At 59.1% G+C, this 14,539-nt stretch carries 16 protein-coding genes and 1 pseudogene; 4 read left to right on the top strand and 13 right to left on the bottom strand.

Annotation, left to right across the window (positions count from 1 at the left end; all coding sequences use genetic code 11):
* Window positions 1-12: 12 nt before the first annotated feature.
* From trbH to traI, 11 genes are read right to left on the bottom strand one after another with little or no spacing between them, the layout of a single operon-like run.
* Complete coding sequence (gene trbH / locus BLM14_RS27875) at window positions 13-474, bottom strand: conjugal transfer protein TrbH (RefSeq protein WP_100003288.1); 462 nt, start codon at window positions 472-474, stop codon at window positions 13-15.
* Window positions 474-1,319 (bottom strand): P-type conjugative transfer protein TrbG, encoded by an 846-nt coding sequence (trbG, locus tag BLM14_RS27880; RefSeq protein ID WP_100003425.1) that lies wholly within the window; start codon window positions 1,317-1,319, stop codon window positions 474-476. The genes trbH and trbG overlap by 1 nt, the downstream gene beginning before the upstream one ends.
* Window positions 1,320-1,336: 17 nt before the next feature.
* A complete protein-coding gene (locus BLM14_RS27885; RefSeq protein WP_100003289.1) occupies window positions 1,337-1,999 on the bottom strand; it encodes a conjugal transfer protein TrbF in 663 nt (220 codons plus the stop codon).
* An 18-nt stretch (window positions 2,000-2,017) separates the two neighbouring features.
* Window positions 2,018-3,199, bottom strand: a complete 1,182-nt coding sequence (gene trbL, locus BLM14_RS27890; protein WP_100003290.1) for a P-type conjugative transfer protein TrbL — start codon at window positions 3,197-3,199, stop codon at window positions 2,018-2,020.
* The gene (gene trbK / locus BLM14_RS27895) at window positions 3,193-3,393 is read right to left on the bottom strand and encodes an entry exclusion protein TrbK (protein ID WP_100003291.1); all 201 of its coding nucleotides are present in this window, start codon (window positions 3,391-3,393) and stop codon (window positions 3,193-3,195) included. The genes trbL and trbK overlap by 7 nt, the downstream gene beginning before the upstream one ends.
* Entirely contained in the window at window positions 3,390-4,130 is a 741-nt protein-coding gene (gene trbJ, locus BLM14_RS27900; protein WP_237143722.1) for a P-type conjugative transfer protein TrbJ, read from the bottom strand. The genes trbK and trbJ overlap by 4 nt, the downstream gene beginning before the upstream one ends.
* A gap of 40 nt (window positions 4,131-4,170) precedes the next feature.
* Window positions 4,171-6,639 carry a conjugal transfer protein TrbE gene (locus tag BLM14_RS27905; RefSeq protein WP_100003293.1) on the bottom strand — a complete coding sequence of 823 codons (2,469 nt, stop codon included), beginning with the start codon at window positions 6,637-6,639 and terminating at the stop codon, window positions 4,171-4,173.
* A 9-nt stretch (window positions 6,640-6,648) separates the two neighbouring features.
* Window positions 6,649-6,948, bottom strand: coding sequence for a conjugal transfer protein TrbD (locus BLM14_RS27910; protein WP_100003294.1), 300 nt, complete (start codon window positions 6,946-6,948; stop codon window positions 6,649-6,651).
* Window positions 6,941-7,348, bottom strand: coding sequence for a TrbC/VirB2 family protein (locus BLM14_RS27915; RefSeq protein WP_100003295.1), 408 nt, complete (start codon window positions 7,346-7,348; stop codon window positions 6,941-6,943). The genes BLM14_RS27910 and BLM14_RS27915 overlap by 8 nt, the downstream gene beginning before the upstream one ends.
* Window positions 7,338-8,309: a P-type conjugative transfer ATPase TrbB gene (gene trbB / locus BLM14_RS27920; RefSeq protein WP_100003296.1), complete on the bottom strand. Its 972-nt coding sequence runs from the start codon at window positions 8,307-8,309 to the stop codon at window positions 7,338-7,340. The genes BLM14_RS27915 and trbB overlap by 11 nt, the downstream gene beginning before the upstream one ends.
* The gene (gene traI, locus BLM14_RS27925; RefSeq protein WP_100003297.1) at window positions 8,306-8,944 is read right to left on the bottom strand and encodes an acyl-homoserine-lactone synthase; all 639 of its coding nucleotides are present in this window, start codon (window positions 8,942-8,944) and stop codon (window positions 8,306-8,308) included. Before traI ends, trbB begins: the two co-directional genes overlap by 4 nt.
* 339 nt (window positions 8,945-9,283) lie before the next feature.
* On the opposite strand from traI, the gene repA reads away from it, so the two are divergent.
* From repA to repC (BLM14_RS27945), 4 genes and pseudogenes are all read left to right on the top strand, one after another.
* Window positions 9,284-10,507, top strand: coding sequence for a plasmid partitioning protein RepA (gene repA, locus BLM14_RS27930; RefSeq protein ID WP_162293266.1), 1,224 nt, complete (start codon window positions 9,284-9,286; stop codon window positions 10,505-10,507).
* Window positions 10,504-11,535: a plasmid partitioning protein RepB gene (gene repB / locus BLM14_RS27935; RefSeq protein ID WP_100003299.1), complete on the top strand. Its 1,032-nt coding sequence runs from the start codon at window positions 10,504-10,506 to the stop codon at window positions 11,533-11,535. Before repA ends, repB begins: the two co-directional genes overlap by 4 nt.
* Before the next feature lie 193 nt (window positions 11,536-11,728).
* On the top strand, window positions 11,729-12,943 hold the full coding sequence (gene repC, locus BLM14_RS27940) for a plasmid replication protein RepC (protein WP_100003300.1): 1,215 nt from the start codon (window positions 11,729-11,731) through the stop codon (window positions 12,941-12,943).
* 46 nt (window positions 12,944-12,989) lie between these two features.
* Window positions 12,990-13,459: pseudogene (gene repC, locus BLM14_RS27945) on the top strand (plasmid replication protein RepC); the annotation flags it as partial.
* Between the two features lie 256 nt (window positions 13,460-13,715).
* Here the strand turns inward: repC (BLM14_RS27945) and BLM14_RS27950 are convergent.
* Both BLM14_RS27950 and BLM14_RS31370 read right to left on the bottom strand, forming a co-directional pair.
* Window positions 13,716-14,108 (bottom strand): hypothetical protein, encoded by a 393-nt coding sequence (locus BLM14_RS27950; protein WP_133123943.1) that lies wholly within the window; start codon window positions 14,106-14,108, stop codon window positions 13,716-13,718.
* A 238-nt stretch (window positions 14,109-14,346) separates the two neighbouring features.
* Window positions 14,347-14,520 (bottom strand): hypothetical protein, encoded by a 174-nt coding sequence (locus BLM14_RS31370; RefSeq protein WP_157929624.1) that lies wholly within the window; start codon window positions 14,518-14,520, stop codon window positions 14,347-14,349.
* Window positions 14,521-14,539: the final 19 nt, after the last annotated feature.

The raw sequence follows: 14,539 nt of genomic DNA on the forward strand, positions 1-14,539 counted from the left end.
CGTCTCCCCCCCTCAGCCGCGCTTAAGAACCGAGAGCGCGCTTGCCGGTGTCGCGCCACTGGCGGTCACCGTATAGGCACGTCCGAGCTCGACTTTGCTGGTCGACAGACGCGTCAGGACCTGACCCTCAAATGCCACGACGACGTAAGCGAGCGGGATCACGGTCTTGCCCGCATCGGTTTTCTGGTCCGTTACAACGGCATAGCCCCAGCCCTTGAGCGCCGCCTCGAGCGCCTGCCCAAACGGAGAGTCGTCGGGTTTGAGGGCAATCGCCACCTTGCCGGACCCGACCTGCTCTGCGAGACGGCTCACCATATCGCCGGCGATAGCGCTTGCCGCCGGACCGGAGACGTCCGGCGGCGCGTCGCTGGCGACCAGGCCGTCTGTTCCGATTGTCTGGCATCCGGAAAGAAAGAGGACGATGAGGCCGGCGATGGCAAGGCGGCGGATCGGGCGAACAGCAAAAGCTCTCATCACCGCCCTCCCCGCTTGATCGTCACCTTCTCCTGTTTCCAGCCGACGCCTGACACCAGAACGGCCTTTTCGACATTGTAGTCGACGATCATCATGTCGTTCTTCATCCGGTAGTTGAGGATCCGGTTCTGGCCACCGGAAACGACAAACAGCACCGGGGCGTCCTGGCCGGAAATCCGACGCGGAAACTGGATGTAGGTCTTCTCACCATCGCTATAGACCCGCGTCGGCCGCCAGCCGGCCCGGCCGGAAACGGAGTAGGAAAAGCTCAGCCGTTCGGCCGGCACATCAGCGCCAGGGATCGTGCTGGCTTCCAGCCGGGCATTGATGTCGGCGAGCTTGGCCGACACGTCTTCCGGATACTCGAACCCGACCCGCGCCATATACTGGGTTGGATGGGATTTCAGCTGGATATGATAGGTTCGCCGCGACGTCGTCACCACCATTGAGGTGACGAGACCAGGCTCGGACGGCTTGACGATCAGATGGATTGCCTGCCCGCCGGCCGCCCCCGAAGTGGCGGGCTCGACCTTCCAGCGCACGGTGTCGCCAACCAGCACGTCGCGCACCACCTCGCCGGGCTGGAGCTCGATATCGCAGACCTGCAGGGGCGAGCAGACGACGGACGGCTGCACCTCGCCGAACAGGAAGATGACCTTGCCGTCGTCACCCCTGGTCACCAGGCCATGGCTAGCGCGCCACTTGCCCGAAATATCTATCCCCTTCTCTTCGTTAGCAGATACATCGCCCGCAAGCGCGTCCGATGTCAGAGCTGTTCCGGTTATCAGCCCACTTGCCAGGGCGAGGACCAGCCCGGCGCGGCGCGTATGTGTTTTCATGTTCATGTGCGTGGCCATGCCTTTCAAAGCTGTGCGGTCCAGTCGAAGTCGCGGAGGTAAAGCCCGATCGGGTTGAGGCGGATCACGCCCTCGTCCTGCGGCGGCGTCAGTGTCACCGTGGCAATGCCGCGGAACCGGCGGACAGCGGTCTCCTTGCCCTTGCGGTCCCGCTCGAACTCGGTCCAGTCGATCTGGTAGGACTGGTTGGACAGTGCGACGATGTTGTTGACCTCGATGGCGACAGTGGCATTCTTCGCCTTCTCGAATGGCGAACTCGACCGGAACCACGCATTGACCTTTTCGGTCGCGGGATCGGTGGTTCTGAGCAGCGCGTAGGTGCGGTCGATATATTGTTTCTGCACCACGGCATCCGGCGTCACCGAGCGGAAGTTTGAGACGAAGCCGCCAAGCGTGGCGCGCACCACGCGGGCGTCGGCATATTCGATCTGTTGCGGGAAGCCGGCCATCACGGCTGTCCCGAGCTTGTCGACCTCGACGACGTAAGGGACAAGCTTGACCTCGGTGCTCTGGTAGAGCGCATAGGAAAAGCCGACCACCGCCATGACCATGCCGGTGATACCGACCACCCGCCAGGCGGAGGCTGCCTTCACATAGGAGCCGTATCGCTCGTTCCACTCCTGCCGGGCGGCAAGATAGGGGTTATCCGGGGCGCGGTTCGCTACCATCGTTTCCGTCCTCTCTGATTAAGATTGATCGTTGCGTTCGGGAGGCGTCTTCGGGGCGCTGCGACTGTTGGGCCGACCGTCCAGCTTGGCGTTTGCCAAACCGAGAAGAGAGCCGGCATAGGCGCCGGGAGAACCGATCGCTTTCTCCTTCGCCGCCGAGCCGGTTGCGTGCACGGCGCTGCCGATCCCTGACGCCATGCCGCGGAGGGCTGCTCCGGCGAATGATGATCCCGCCGCTCGTGCCGCCTGACCGGCTGCAAAGCCGGCGCCAGCAGCACCTCCGGCCAGAAACGCTCCGCCTGCTCCAAACGATGCGGCCTGGCCGCCATGCCGGATCGCTTCCATCCCGCCCGAAACTGAAGCGCCCTGCACCACGCCTTGAATGATGTTTGGCACGTACATGGCGATGATGAAGACCACCACTGATATGCCGGCAATTGCAAGGGTGGTGACGAATTGATCGGAAGAAGCAGTGGGTGCTTGGGCGAGCCCGGTGAGCACCTCCGATCCGATCTTTGCGATCATCACAAGCGCCATCAGCTTCATGCCCACTCCAAATGCGTAGACGAGGTACCGGACAGTAAAGTCTTTGGTGAAGGACGAACCGCCCAGGCCGAGCATGATCATGCCGGCGAGCAGGCCGACATACATCTCGACCATGACCGACACAAAAATCGCGGCGACCAGTGAGAAGCAGATGACGACGACGCCCATCGCCAAAACTGCCGCGATCGCGAGTGCATTGTCCTCGAACACCCCGAACTGTGCTTGCTGCGACATTTGCGAAGCGACGCGAATGCCGGCATCGAATATTTCGGCGGGGGACGCCGATCCGCCGCCCGCGCCGATCTGAAAAAGGCTGTCGACGACGGATCGGGCGAAACTCGGTCCCTCAGCGAGTACAAAAGCGAAGAAGCCGACGAACATGATGCGCCGGACGAGTTCGGCGAACCAGCTGTCGAGGGATGCGGCCTGAAGGGCGAGCCAAACCGCCGCAATCCCGATCTCGATGCCGGCAAGGATCCAAAACAGCGACTTCGCCGCATTCATGATGGTGGTTTCCCACCCTTTCGCGGCCGTCGAGACCTGATTTTCCAGCTCTGTCAGGACCTGCCCCTGTTGCGCAAAGGCCGGAGCCGCGAAGACAACGCAAAGGAGGAAAGCGAGAAAAAGCGAACGCTCGATATTGCTCTTTACCATCGTGGCCGCATCTCCTGACCGTCCTTGATCGGTGGGAGTTCCTTGCCGGAGCCAAAGAACTTTTCCCTCGCGGCGCCTTGTTCCTCGGTGAGCGCAGGTTTGCCGGAAGCTCTCGAATTGGTGATCAGCGTTGCAGCGAGCGACGAAACCGCAGCGACAAGCACGAGAAATGCAATGATGACGGTCCGGTTCACCAGCGCGGCTCCATTTTCTGACCTTCGGGAATGCTCTTGACCTCAGAGTTGAAAAACTGCTCTCGCCGTGCCTGGGCGAGATCCTTCTGCGCCTGTTCCGACTGATACCAAGTGCCCATCATGGTCATCTGCTGGGAGACCAGCCCGCGCAGCTTCTGCATCTGCGCCACTTGTTGCGTTGCGATCTCATGGCCCACCTGCAACGCCTTCATCTGGCCGTCGGCGCTCTCCGACATCGAGCGTAACGAAGACATGGTGGACTCCTCGCTGGAAAACTGTTCGGCGGTGAGATGCGCGGCTTTCAGCGTCCCGGCAATCGTGTCACGGTTGGTGTCCGACCAGCTCTGATAGGTCGTCGAAAAGCTCGCCTCCGTGGGCAAGTTGCTTTTCATCTCGGCATAGCTCTCAAAGCGCTGCCTGAGCTGGTCGTCGATATTGCCCATCGAAAACGCAAAGCCCTGCCCCTGCCCGACGATGCTCTTGAGCCTGCCCAAATCGCTTTCGACCTCGCCCCAGACATGATCCGGCAATTGCGCGGTGTTCTGCAGCATGTTTTCGTAAATATTCAGCTGGTTCTGGATCTGCTCCGCCAGCTGGTTGATCTGGGTGATCTGGTTGTTCACCTGCTCGGCCGATTTGCCGACCAGGGCGACGAGCTCGGCATTGTTGGCGAGCTGGGTGAATTCTGTTGCCTCGCCGGTGACTCCACCGGCCATGCCGGCAGACGGCAGAGCCATCGCTGCCACGATTGCGAGCATGGCGACGGTCCAGCGTCGATCAGCCGATGGGTAGGTCGATTTGCGCATGAGCAATCCCTCTCTGTTTGAGCCAGTGTTCGGGCCAATTGTCCCCGTGTTCGAAGTGGAGTGCCCTGATGCGCTTCAGGTCTTCCTTGCCGGAGGCGCCGACAAAGGAGAGCGCAACGGGCCCGAGTGCCATGTCGAACAGCCGGCGGCCATCGGGCGATGCGACGTAATGTTCGCGCTTTGGAAGGGCTGTGGCGACGATCTCGATCTGCCGCTCGTTGAAGCCGATCCGCTCGTAGAACTCCCGCGTACCGGGTTCGCGCGCGGCGCCGTTCGGCAGGCAGATCTTGGTCGGGCAGCTTTCCTTCAGCACATCGATGATGCCGGAGCGCTCGGCGTCGGAGATCGACTGGGTGGCAAGCACCACCGCGCAATTGGCCTTGCGCAGCACCTTCAGCCATTCGCGGATCTTGTCGCGGAACAGCGGATGGCCGAGCATCAGCCAGGCTTCGTCGAGAATGATCAGGCTTGGCGCTCCGGTAAGCCGCTTTTCAACCCGCCGGAACAGATAGGTGAGGACCGGCACGAGATTGCGCTCGCCCATATTCATCAACTCTTCGACCTCGAAGCATTGGAAGGCGCCAAGCCTCAGGCCATCTTCTTCCGCGTCGAGAAGCTGCCCCATTGGCCCGTCGACGGTATAATGATGCAGTGCATCCTTGATCTCGCGCATCTGCACGCCGCTCACGAAATCCGAGAGCGACCGGCCGCGCGATTCCGCCATCAATGCGATCTGGCGCGAGATGGCGTTGCGATGATCCGGCGTGACCATGACACCCTGCAGCGCCACAAGCGTCTCCAACCATTCGGCCGCCCAGGCGCGGTCGCCATCGCTGGAAAGCTCGGCGAGGGGGCAGAAGGCCAGCCGTGGCGACCCCCCGTCCCCTTCTCCACCCGCGTCGCCGCCAATTTCATAGTGGTCGCCTCGGGCGGCGAGCGTCAGCGGCAGCATCGATCGTCCCTTGTCGAAGGCGAAGAGCTGCGCGTCCCTGTACCGGCGGAACTGGGCGGCGATCAGTGCCAGAAGCGTCGACTTGCCGGATCCGGTCGGGCCGAACACCAGCGTGTGGCCGACGTCGTCGACATGGAGGTTCAGCCGGAAAGGTGTGGAGCCGCTGGCGACCTGCATCAGCGGCGGCGAGCCCGGCGGGTAGAACGGGCAAGGTGCTAAAGGACTTCCCGACCAGACCGAATTGAGCGGCACGAGATCGGCGAGGTTGCGGGTATTGATCAGCGGCTCGCGGATATTGGCATAGGAAACACCCGGCAGGCTGCCGAGAAAGGCATCGGTCGCATTGAGCGTCTCGATCCGGGCGCCAAAACCCTCCGCCTGAATCAGCCGGCGGACAGCCTCGCATTTCTCCTGCAGGCGAGGCTGCTCGTCGTCGAAGAGGACGATGACCGGGGTATAGTAGCCATAGGCGACGAGCTGCGAGGCGGCTTGCGCGATTGCATCCTCGGTCTCGGCCACCATCGTCATCGCGTCCTGATCGAGTGAGCGGCTCTGCGTCTGGAACAGCTGATCGAAGAAGGGTCGCACCTTCTGTTGCCACTTCTTGCGGGTCCGCTCGAGCCGCCCCCGCGCCTCCTGGTCGTCGAGAAACACGAAGCGGCTTGACCAGCGATAGGTGAGCGGCATGAGATCAAGGGCATTGAGAATGCCCGGCCAGCTTTCCGCCGGCAGGCCGTCGATGGCCACGACGCCGAGAAAGCGGTTCTCAACGGTCGGCGTCAAACTGTGCTGAAGCTCTGATGTCACCAGCCAATCGAGATACATCGGGATATCAGGTAGCCGCACCGGATGATTTTCGCCGGTGATGCAGAAGCGAATGAACTGGAAGAGTTCGTCGTAGCGCGCAATCCGAAAACCGCCGCGCTCCTCCGTTTCCTGCGTCAGCATCCGCCGGATGGAAACGATATTGGCCAGATACTGCTCGATTTCGCGGATCGAGGTGCGAAAGGCATCGAAAACGCCGTCGGCATAGCTGGCGGATCGGCTGCCGGCATCCGAATAGACATAGCGCGTCAGTCCGGATCGCCGGGGTTCTGGTGGCCGCCAGGTCAGGATCAGCGCATGCCGGCTCTCGAAATGGCCTCTCTCCTGCTCGAAATGCGCCCGCCGCTCCGCATCGATCGCGCGCGTCACAGCGTCCGGGAAATGGCAGTCAGCCTCATCAGGATAGTCTGTCGTCGGAACGCGGACCGCCTCGACCTGGATCATCCAGCCGGAGCCAAGACGTGCCAGGATCGCATTGATCTGGCGGCTGATCTCGTTTCGCTCGGCGTCGGTCGAGCTCTCGCTGTCCGGGCCGGCAAAGTACCAGCCGGCCATCAGCGAGCCGTCCTTCAAGAGCATGATGCCGTTGTCGACGAGGCCTGCATAGGGAACGAGGTCGGCGAACGACGGGCCGGAATGCCGGAATTGCTTCAAGGCTACCATGTCGCGGCCTCAATAACGCCGCCAGGGCGACGATGTGGCCCTGTAGACGCTTTTGTATGAGACGTGCCGGAGATAGACCCGGCGCATCAAGGGATCGGCCTTCGCCATCATCCGCAGGACTGCGACGGCGACAAGCCAGAACATCATCCCTGCCATCGCTGCATACCAGGTGAGCACGACGAAGATGAGGATGACGGCAGCAAGCGCGCTCAGGAGAACCAGCTCGCGATCCGCGCCCATCAGCAGATTGGGCCGCGACAATGCGCGATGGATCCGCGAGCGGATGAGATTGGAGCCGAACTCAGCCATGCGCCCCCTCCCCTACTCGGGCGGCGAAAGACATCTGCACGGCCATGTTCTCGTGCATCTTTGGCTTGAGGCTGCCGATTGTGGCCCCCGTTGCTCCGAACAGGCCGACGATCTGGGTAGCGCCGAGCAGAACACCGCCGACGAGCGCGATGTAGCAAAGCCTTCTGGCAAAGTCGTTGAGCTCGCCGCCAAATATCAGCATGCCGCCCGCGATCGCAACCGCCGCGAGCGCTATGAAACCCGCGACCGGGCCGGTGATTGATTGCTGGATCTGTTGGAGCGGCGCCTCCCAGGGCAGTCCGCCGCCGCCAGATGATGCGAGTGCGGGCGCGGCCAGCATCATTGAAAACACAAGAGCAACCGCGCCGGCACTCGCTAAAGGATAATGTTTAAGCGGCATGACTTTCCTCATTGATCTGAGCACAACGTTCGGTCTGGTAGGCCGAGCCGTTAAATCGCTCGACATGGATCACGTCCCGGACACGTCGGTTCCGGCCGTCACGCTCGATTGAGATGACAAGGTCAACGGCTTCGCCGATCACCTCGCGCATGGGCTGCTGGCTGGCTTCGGCGGTCAGTTGCTCGAGGCGGCGCAGGGCGGAGATCGCCGTGTTGGAATGCACGGTGGTGACGCCGCCCGGGTGGCCGGTGTTCCACGCCTTGAGCAGCGTGAGCGCCGCGCCGTCGCGTACTTCCCCGACGATGATCCTGTCCGGACGCAAGCGCATCGTGCTCTTCAAAAGCCGCGCCATGTCGATGCCATCGCTCGTGTGCAGCGCGACCACGTTCTCGGCTGTGCACTGGATCTCGGCCGTGTCCTCTAGGATGACAATACGATCCTGCGGCGCCGTCTTGATGATCTCAGCGATCACCGCGTTGGCAAGAGTCGTCTTGCCCGACCCTGTTCCGCCCGAGATGACGATGTTCAGGCGTGACGCGATCGCGGTCCTGAGCACCGAGGCCTGCGCTTCGGTCATCACCTGTTTTCTCACATAGTCGTCGAGGGGAATGAGACGCGACGCCCGGCGCCGGATCGTAAAGGTTGGCGCCGAAACCACCGGAGGAAGCAGGCCCTCAAAACGATGGCCCCCGATCGGCAATTCGCCCGATATGATCGGCTGCTCATGATCCGCTTCGGACTGCAGCGCATGGGCCACACTGCCGATGACGACCTCGGCCGCAGCCGGCGACATCTGACCGGCCGGTTGGATGCCGTGGCCAAGCCGTTCGATGAACAGCCATCCGTCCGGGTTCAGCATGATCTCGACAACGGTCGTATCCTCCAGGGCCGCGCAAAGCTGGTCGCCGAGTGCGTCCTGAAGTTTGCGCACCAGGCGGGAGTGGGAGCGGAGCTGGGTCACGCCGCACTCCTGTCGGACGCATCGCTCGTCACTGTTATCACGGAACGATAGCCTGGCGGACGGACGCTCTCCAAACTCGCTTGATCGGCGACAAGGCTGCCGGCGATAGCGATCGTTTTGCCAATCTGAGCGGGCGCCCCGAGCCGCGTCATCGGCCAACCGGCGCGCTTCAGGATGCGTTCGAATCGAAGGTCTGTCGCGGTGACGATCTCGTTATAACCATTCGCCATTGACCACTCGATGATCCCGGCGAACATGGTGAGCGTTGCCAGGTGCAATTGGCCCCCTCCCCTTCCCGCTTCAAGCGAGGTGTCGACGCAAAAACGAGAGCTCTCGACCATGCCGGCATGTGCGGTTAGCGAGCCGTCGACCAGCAGCTGCGGAAAGTTGTCCTGAAGCATCGTCGGCCCGGAGGCGGCAAGAAGACGCGCGCAGCCGGCGACCTGACCGTCAGTGTTGACAGCCAGGATATACGTTGGCCCGAGCCCGTCGTAGCGGTCTCGCTCCTCACCTCCGACGATCTTTACATCCCACCCCATGCGCGATCCGAAGACCGATGCGCGTAGGCGATGCATCTTTGTAAGCAGGTCGGAATTCTGCTCGTAAAGGTCTGGCGAAACAATAGTGATGTGCATGCTCCACTCCGTAAAATCGAACTGGGGCACAGGAAGAGCATCACAACTCACATGTGGCAACGTGCAGATTTGCACCTCGCCGGTTCTACCGAATCAGCGCTATAGCTCAAAGGAAAGCGAGAGAAGAACATATTGAGAACAGGCGGAAATTTGTGTTGGAACCTGCTTATTCGTGACAGCGGCAAATGGCCTGGGTGGAGATAAACTGTGAAATCAAAGCGGCCGTGACCCTTAGCGAGCGCGCGTTAACCCTAATCTTCTGGACGTGTCAGGAGAATCGTGTTCTAGCTTTAGCGGGCAATGGCCGGTAAACCGACAGTAGGCCGCCAAGAGGGACCAATGGCGATAGCAAACCGAGTAGAAACAGTTGTTGGCTCCAAGGAAGATGCCGGCAGCAAAATCATGCGCCATGCCGGAATTCTTTCTGGGCAATTGCAGCAGCTCAGAACTCGCATGTATCCGCCTCGGTCACAAAAGCTCCTGCGTCCCTTCTTGACCAACGAAGTATCTAAGTTGACGTCTATACCCGATTCCACCTTGAAGCTCATGTCCAGCGAAGGGCGTGGTCCGGTTCCGAGCCGGCTAGAGAATAACCATCGTGTTTATACCCTGGCCCAGATTAATGAGTTGCGTGAATTGTTCGCAACGCAAAAACCTGCGGACGCCTTGCGATTTCTGCCTCGGCGTAGCGCTGGCGAGCATCTTCAAGTCGTTGCAATAGCCAACTTCAAGGGCGGGAGCGCAAAGACTACCACCTGCATCCATTTATCCCACTATCTCGCCCTTCATGGATATCGCGTCCTTGCCTTGGACTTGGATCCGCAAGCCTCCCTCTCCGCAATGTTTGGTGCGCAGCCTGAAATCGACATAGGAGCAAACGAAACAATCTATGCCGCTCTTCGCTATGACGAGGCTGAACGTCGCCCAATCCGCGATATCATTCGCAAGACATACTTCGACGGCATTGACCTCATTCCGGGTAATCTGGAGGTGATGGAGTATGAGCACGAAACACCGAGGATACTGGCCAACAAGTCCGGCTCCGGTGCGATATTCTTCGAGCGCCTGAAGCTCGCTCTTCTGGAAGTCGAAGCGGACTATGATATCGTCATTCTTGATACTCCACCCTCGCTCGGCTTCCTCACGCTGAGCGCCATATACGCCGCGACGAGCATGATCATAACCGTGCATCCCGCCATGCTGGATGTCGCGTCCATGAGCCAATTTCTTCTCATGATGGGCGATCTCATCAGCGTCCTGAATGAAAGCGGCGCTCAACTTGATCAGGATTTCATCCGCTATCTGGTAACACGGCACAACCCAAACGACGCTCCCCAGTCACAGGTGGTTGCAATGCTCAGACACCTGTTTGGCTCTGATGTGTTTTTGCCCACGGCCATCGAGAGCACGGCGGTTGAGGCGGCTGGACTGGCGAAACGTTCCATATACGAACTCGAGATGGGGCAAATCGGTCGTGATACTCAAAAACGTGCCCGTGAGGCGGTAGATGCTGTCAACGAGGCGATAGTTCGACTGATCAATGATAGCTGGGGGCGTGCATGAGCAAATCACCTCGCAAGTCCATCGTTGCCAGCTTCGGATTGCTTTCTGCAGAGCTGGAGAACAGCCAGACGAATGACCAGCAGCCTGACCCGCCACCGCAAGCCTCCGCTAATCGCGTGGGAGCTGGTGTTATTGGCGCGGCGCATCGCGCAATAGATGACATCAGATCAGAACGAGATCGATTGAAGGCTCTTGTTGAATCAGGCGGAGGTGCGGTTCGAGAACTGGATCCCTTCCTCATTGACCCCTCCCCTTACCCAGATCGATTGCCCGACGAAGACGCGACGAGTTTTGATGCGTTCAAGCGGTCGATTGAAACTGATGGGCAAAAGGTTCCGGTTCAGGTTCGAAAACACCCGTCGTCGCCCGGAAGATATCAAATCGTCTACGGTCACCGGCGCTGGCTTGCTGCCAAGCAACTGGGCAAGGCTGTTCGTGCCATCGAGGTGGAGATTTCGGACCTTGATCTCGTTCTCGCACAAGGCATCGAAAACGCGAGCCGACAGGACCTGACTTGGATCGAGCGCGCTCTATTTGCGTCGCGGATGGACGATGCGGGGATCAAACCGCGCCACATCTATGCCGCGCTTTCGATCGAAGACGCCGAATTGGCACGCATGCGGAATGTCTACCGGATTATTCCCTCAGACATCATTGAGGCCATTGGCCGGGCGCCAAAAATCGGGCGGCCACGCTGGCTCGATCTGGCCAAGTCGGTCAGTAGCGATCCAGCAGCACTCGAGGTCTTGAGGACTGCATTGGTGAGGAACGTTGATGGAGCTGAAACCTCCGATCAGCGGTTTCAGCGCATGCTGAATGCGATCAAGCCAGCCACGAAAAAGGGCATCGAGCCGACTTTGATCTCGGATGGCAGCGGTACACAACTTGGCGCCTTGGTGAAGTCTCCAAAGGAGGTCCGCATTTTGGCCGATGGGCCACTCGGGATCGAATTCTTGAAGTTTGTTGAGGCGGAGCTGCCAAGTCTTGCCGAGCGCTTCGCCCGCCAACGCGAGAATCGGAAATCCTGACAGCTGTCAGGATTTGAAGCTTAATGAAGAAAGGAAGCGCTGCAAAGGAAAAAGGCCCCCAAACGTTGCCGTCGTGGAAGCCTCTCTCTTAGTGTGACAACCAGAGAATCGCATTTCCTCGAATCCCAGTCAAGGCTTTTTGGCACCGTTTTTGGTGAGCGGCTTTCTTTTGCCTCTTAGAAGGTGAAGAAAAATGCAAAATGGACATGTTACGACGCCCTTTGGGCGGCGGCCGGTGACGCTTGCCCTTGTGAAACGACAGATCGCCACGAAGGAAATCCAGCCTGGCAAGTCGGCGGACAAATGGAAGATATTTCGCGACGCGTCGGAGGCCCGTTTGCTACTCGGGCTCCAGGATCGCAGCCTGGCAATACTTGATGCGCTTTTAAGTTTCTATCCGGAAAACCAGCTACGCGGTGATACCCCGCTCGTTGTGTTCCCATCCAACGCTCAGCTGATGCTACGTGCGCACGGTATAGCGGGCGCCACGCTCCGCCGGCACCTCGCATTGCTCGTCGAAGCGGGGCTGATAGTGCGTAGAGACAGCGCCAACGGCAAACGCTACGCGCGAAAGAACAAAACCGGTGAGATCGAAACAGCGTTCGGATTTGATCTGTCACCATTGCTTATGCGAGCTGATGAGCTTGCTGGAATGGCACAGCAGGTTGCCGCGGATCGTCTTGCATTAAGAAGGGCTAAGGAAAACCTTACGATATGTCGGCGCGACGTCCGTAAGCTCATCACAGCCGCGATAGAGGAGGGAGCAGACGGAGATTGGGCAAAAATCGAGTCCGTGTATGTGGAGCTGATCTGCCGTATACCCCGCTCGCCACGCCTCTCGGATCTGGACGAACTCCTGGATGAGATGCAGATGTTGCAGGAGGAAATCGTCAACACATTGGATTTGCAGAAAGAAGTAGAAAATAATAGCACCAATGATGCCCAAAATGAACGCCACATACAGAATTCAAATACCGAATCCACCTATGAACTTGAACCTGGCTTTAGAGATTACCAGGGCGGACGGTTGAGCCAAACCGATGAGCGTGAGCGCGAACCGTTAAAGGCATTCCCGTTGGGAATGGTGTTGCGGGCTTGCCCCGAGATTGCTGTATATGGGCCAGGTGGAGAGATAAATAGCTGGCGAGACCTGATGGCTGCGGCGATCACCGTGCGCTCCATGCTCGGCGTCAGCCCATCAGCTTATCAGGAAGCTTGCGAGGTTATGGGACCAGAGAACGCGGCGGTGACAATTGCGTGCATTCTAGAGCGGGCAGGGCACATCAACTCGGCCGGCGGGTATCTGCGCGATCTCACGTCAAAAACGGAACGAGGCGAGTTTTCACTTGGAGCTGTTCTGATGGCGCTGCTTAGAACGCATGGGCTCGGCGAGATAGCAACTGGATAAACGGTCGAAGGGTGACTCTAAAACCCTGACAGCTGTCAGGGTTTTGTCTCAAAATGAACCGCAGCAACAGAATTCAAAACCCGACTCTAGTTCTGATCCTGAACCTGGCTTAAGAAATAGCCAAGGGTCCAAACTCGAGCTCGTAAAAGCCAAGGCTGAAGATGCAACAAAGGCCTATCCGCTTGGACTGGTGATGAAGGCCTGTCCGGAAATTACGGACTATGCAGCAAGCGGGATCAGCAACTGGCGGGATCTGATGACCACTGCGGCGCAGGTAAGGGGCTATCTCGGTATTTCCCCCTCGGCTTATGAGGATGCGCTCGATGTCTTCGGCCAGGAGAACACTGCCATCGTCATCGCCTGCATCCTGCAGCGAGCTCAACACATCAATTCCGCGGGCGGTTACCTGCGGGCTTTGACCGAAAAGGCGAGGGCAGGGCGTTTTCTGTCGGGCCGATGCTGATGGCGGCGTTGAAGGCAAATAGCGTCCATCCGCAGTTGGTGACCGGGACGTAGTGGTAGGTCCCGTGGGCTGGCTATCCGCCGGTTCCTGGCTGTTGCAGCGGAACGGTTGGAGCCAGGCTGGGTGGTGCATCTTGGGTCGAACAAAAAGCGAGTGCTGCCAACAGCGCAAATCCCAGGACCAGCGCGAGGAAGAAGAGGTACTGTTGTCTCATCTGTTTCTACCGTTTGGGCACAGTTCAATGCGCATCTTTCCACCCTTTACTGAATAGCGGAACGTCACCTGAATGGAGCAAAGAGCGCCAATATGTCAAACCGCCCGGTCTTGGTTTGATTGTTTTTTGAGCGGTATCCGGCTTTGGCCCCCGCCGGCGCAGCCTGGTGTTTCGAGATAGCGCTCGTATGTCTTCCGTACTTGGTTTGCGGCCCGATGCTTTGATGCCTGGTCACCGCTCATTATGCCTTGGCGGAATTGCGAATGGCCAAGCAGAAAAATCCAGCGCCAGCGACCTTTGAGCGGACCGCCATCGATACGGTAGATCCGGCCGACATCAATCCCATTTGGCGCTATCGCAGTGAACTCGTGCGAGGGCTCTTGTGCTCCAATACTGGTTTTTTGCCAAACGATGTTATCCATGGCTCTGAAACTCTGTTCTCGCCCTAATTGTTTCATCCGGAACAGGATACCTGGCAAACGTGTCATCAAGATATGGTGACGAAAATCTCTGGAGATCGTAGCGGCTCAGGCATGCATGGGCACTAGCTGCTTTCATTGTAGCGTTGAGCTCATGCGTCATTTCGATCATCAGGTGCTGCGATGTCGATGGGATCTAGGCCACGCAATACTCTTAGCCTGTTCGCCGTTGCAACCGAGAGATTGGTCCAAGTGTCTTCGATAATTTCGGCCGCGTCAATGAAACTCGCTTGCAAGTCGTGCTCGTTCATGAGCTCGACAATCCGATCGAAGTCTTGGCTCCTAATTCCACCATCTTGTAGAGCCGGGATGCCTGGTGGACGCTCAGATCGGATGCGTCCAGCGTGTTGGCTACGTCCTTCGCGACATCTATCACCAAATCCGCTTGTTCCTGTAGCGTGGTGACCCAGTTAACAGCCATGGGCTTCTCTCATCTAATA

It is taken from the genome of Phyllobacterium zundukense (genome assembly GCF_002764115.1).
In the GTDB taxonomy this organism is placed as follows: domain Bacteria; phylum Pseudomonadota; class Alphaproteobacteria; order Rhizobiales; family Rhizobiaceae; genus Phyllobacterium; species Phyllobacterium zundukense.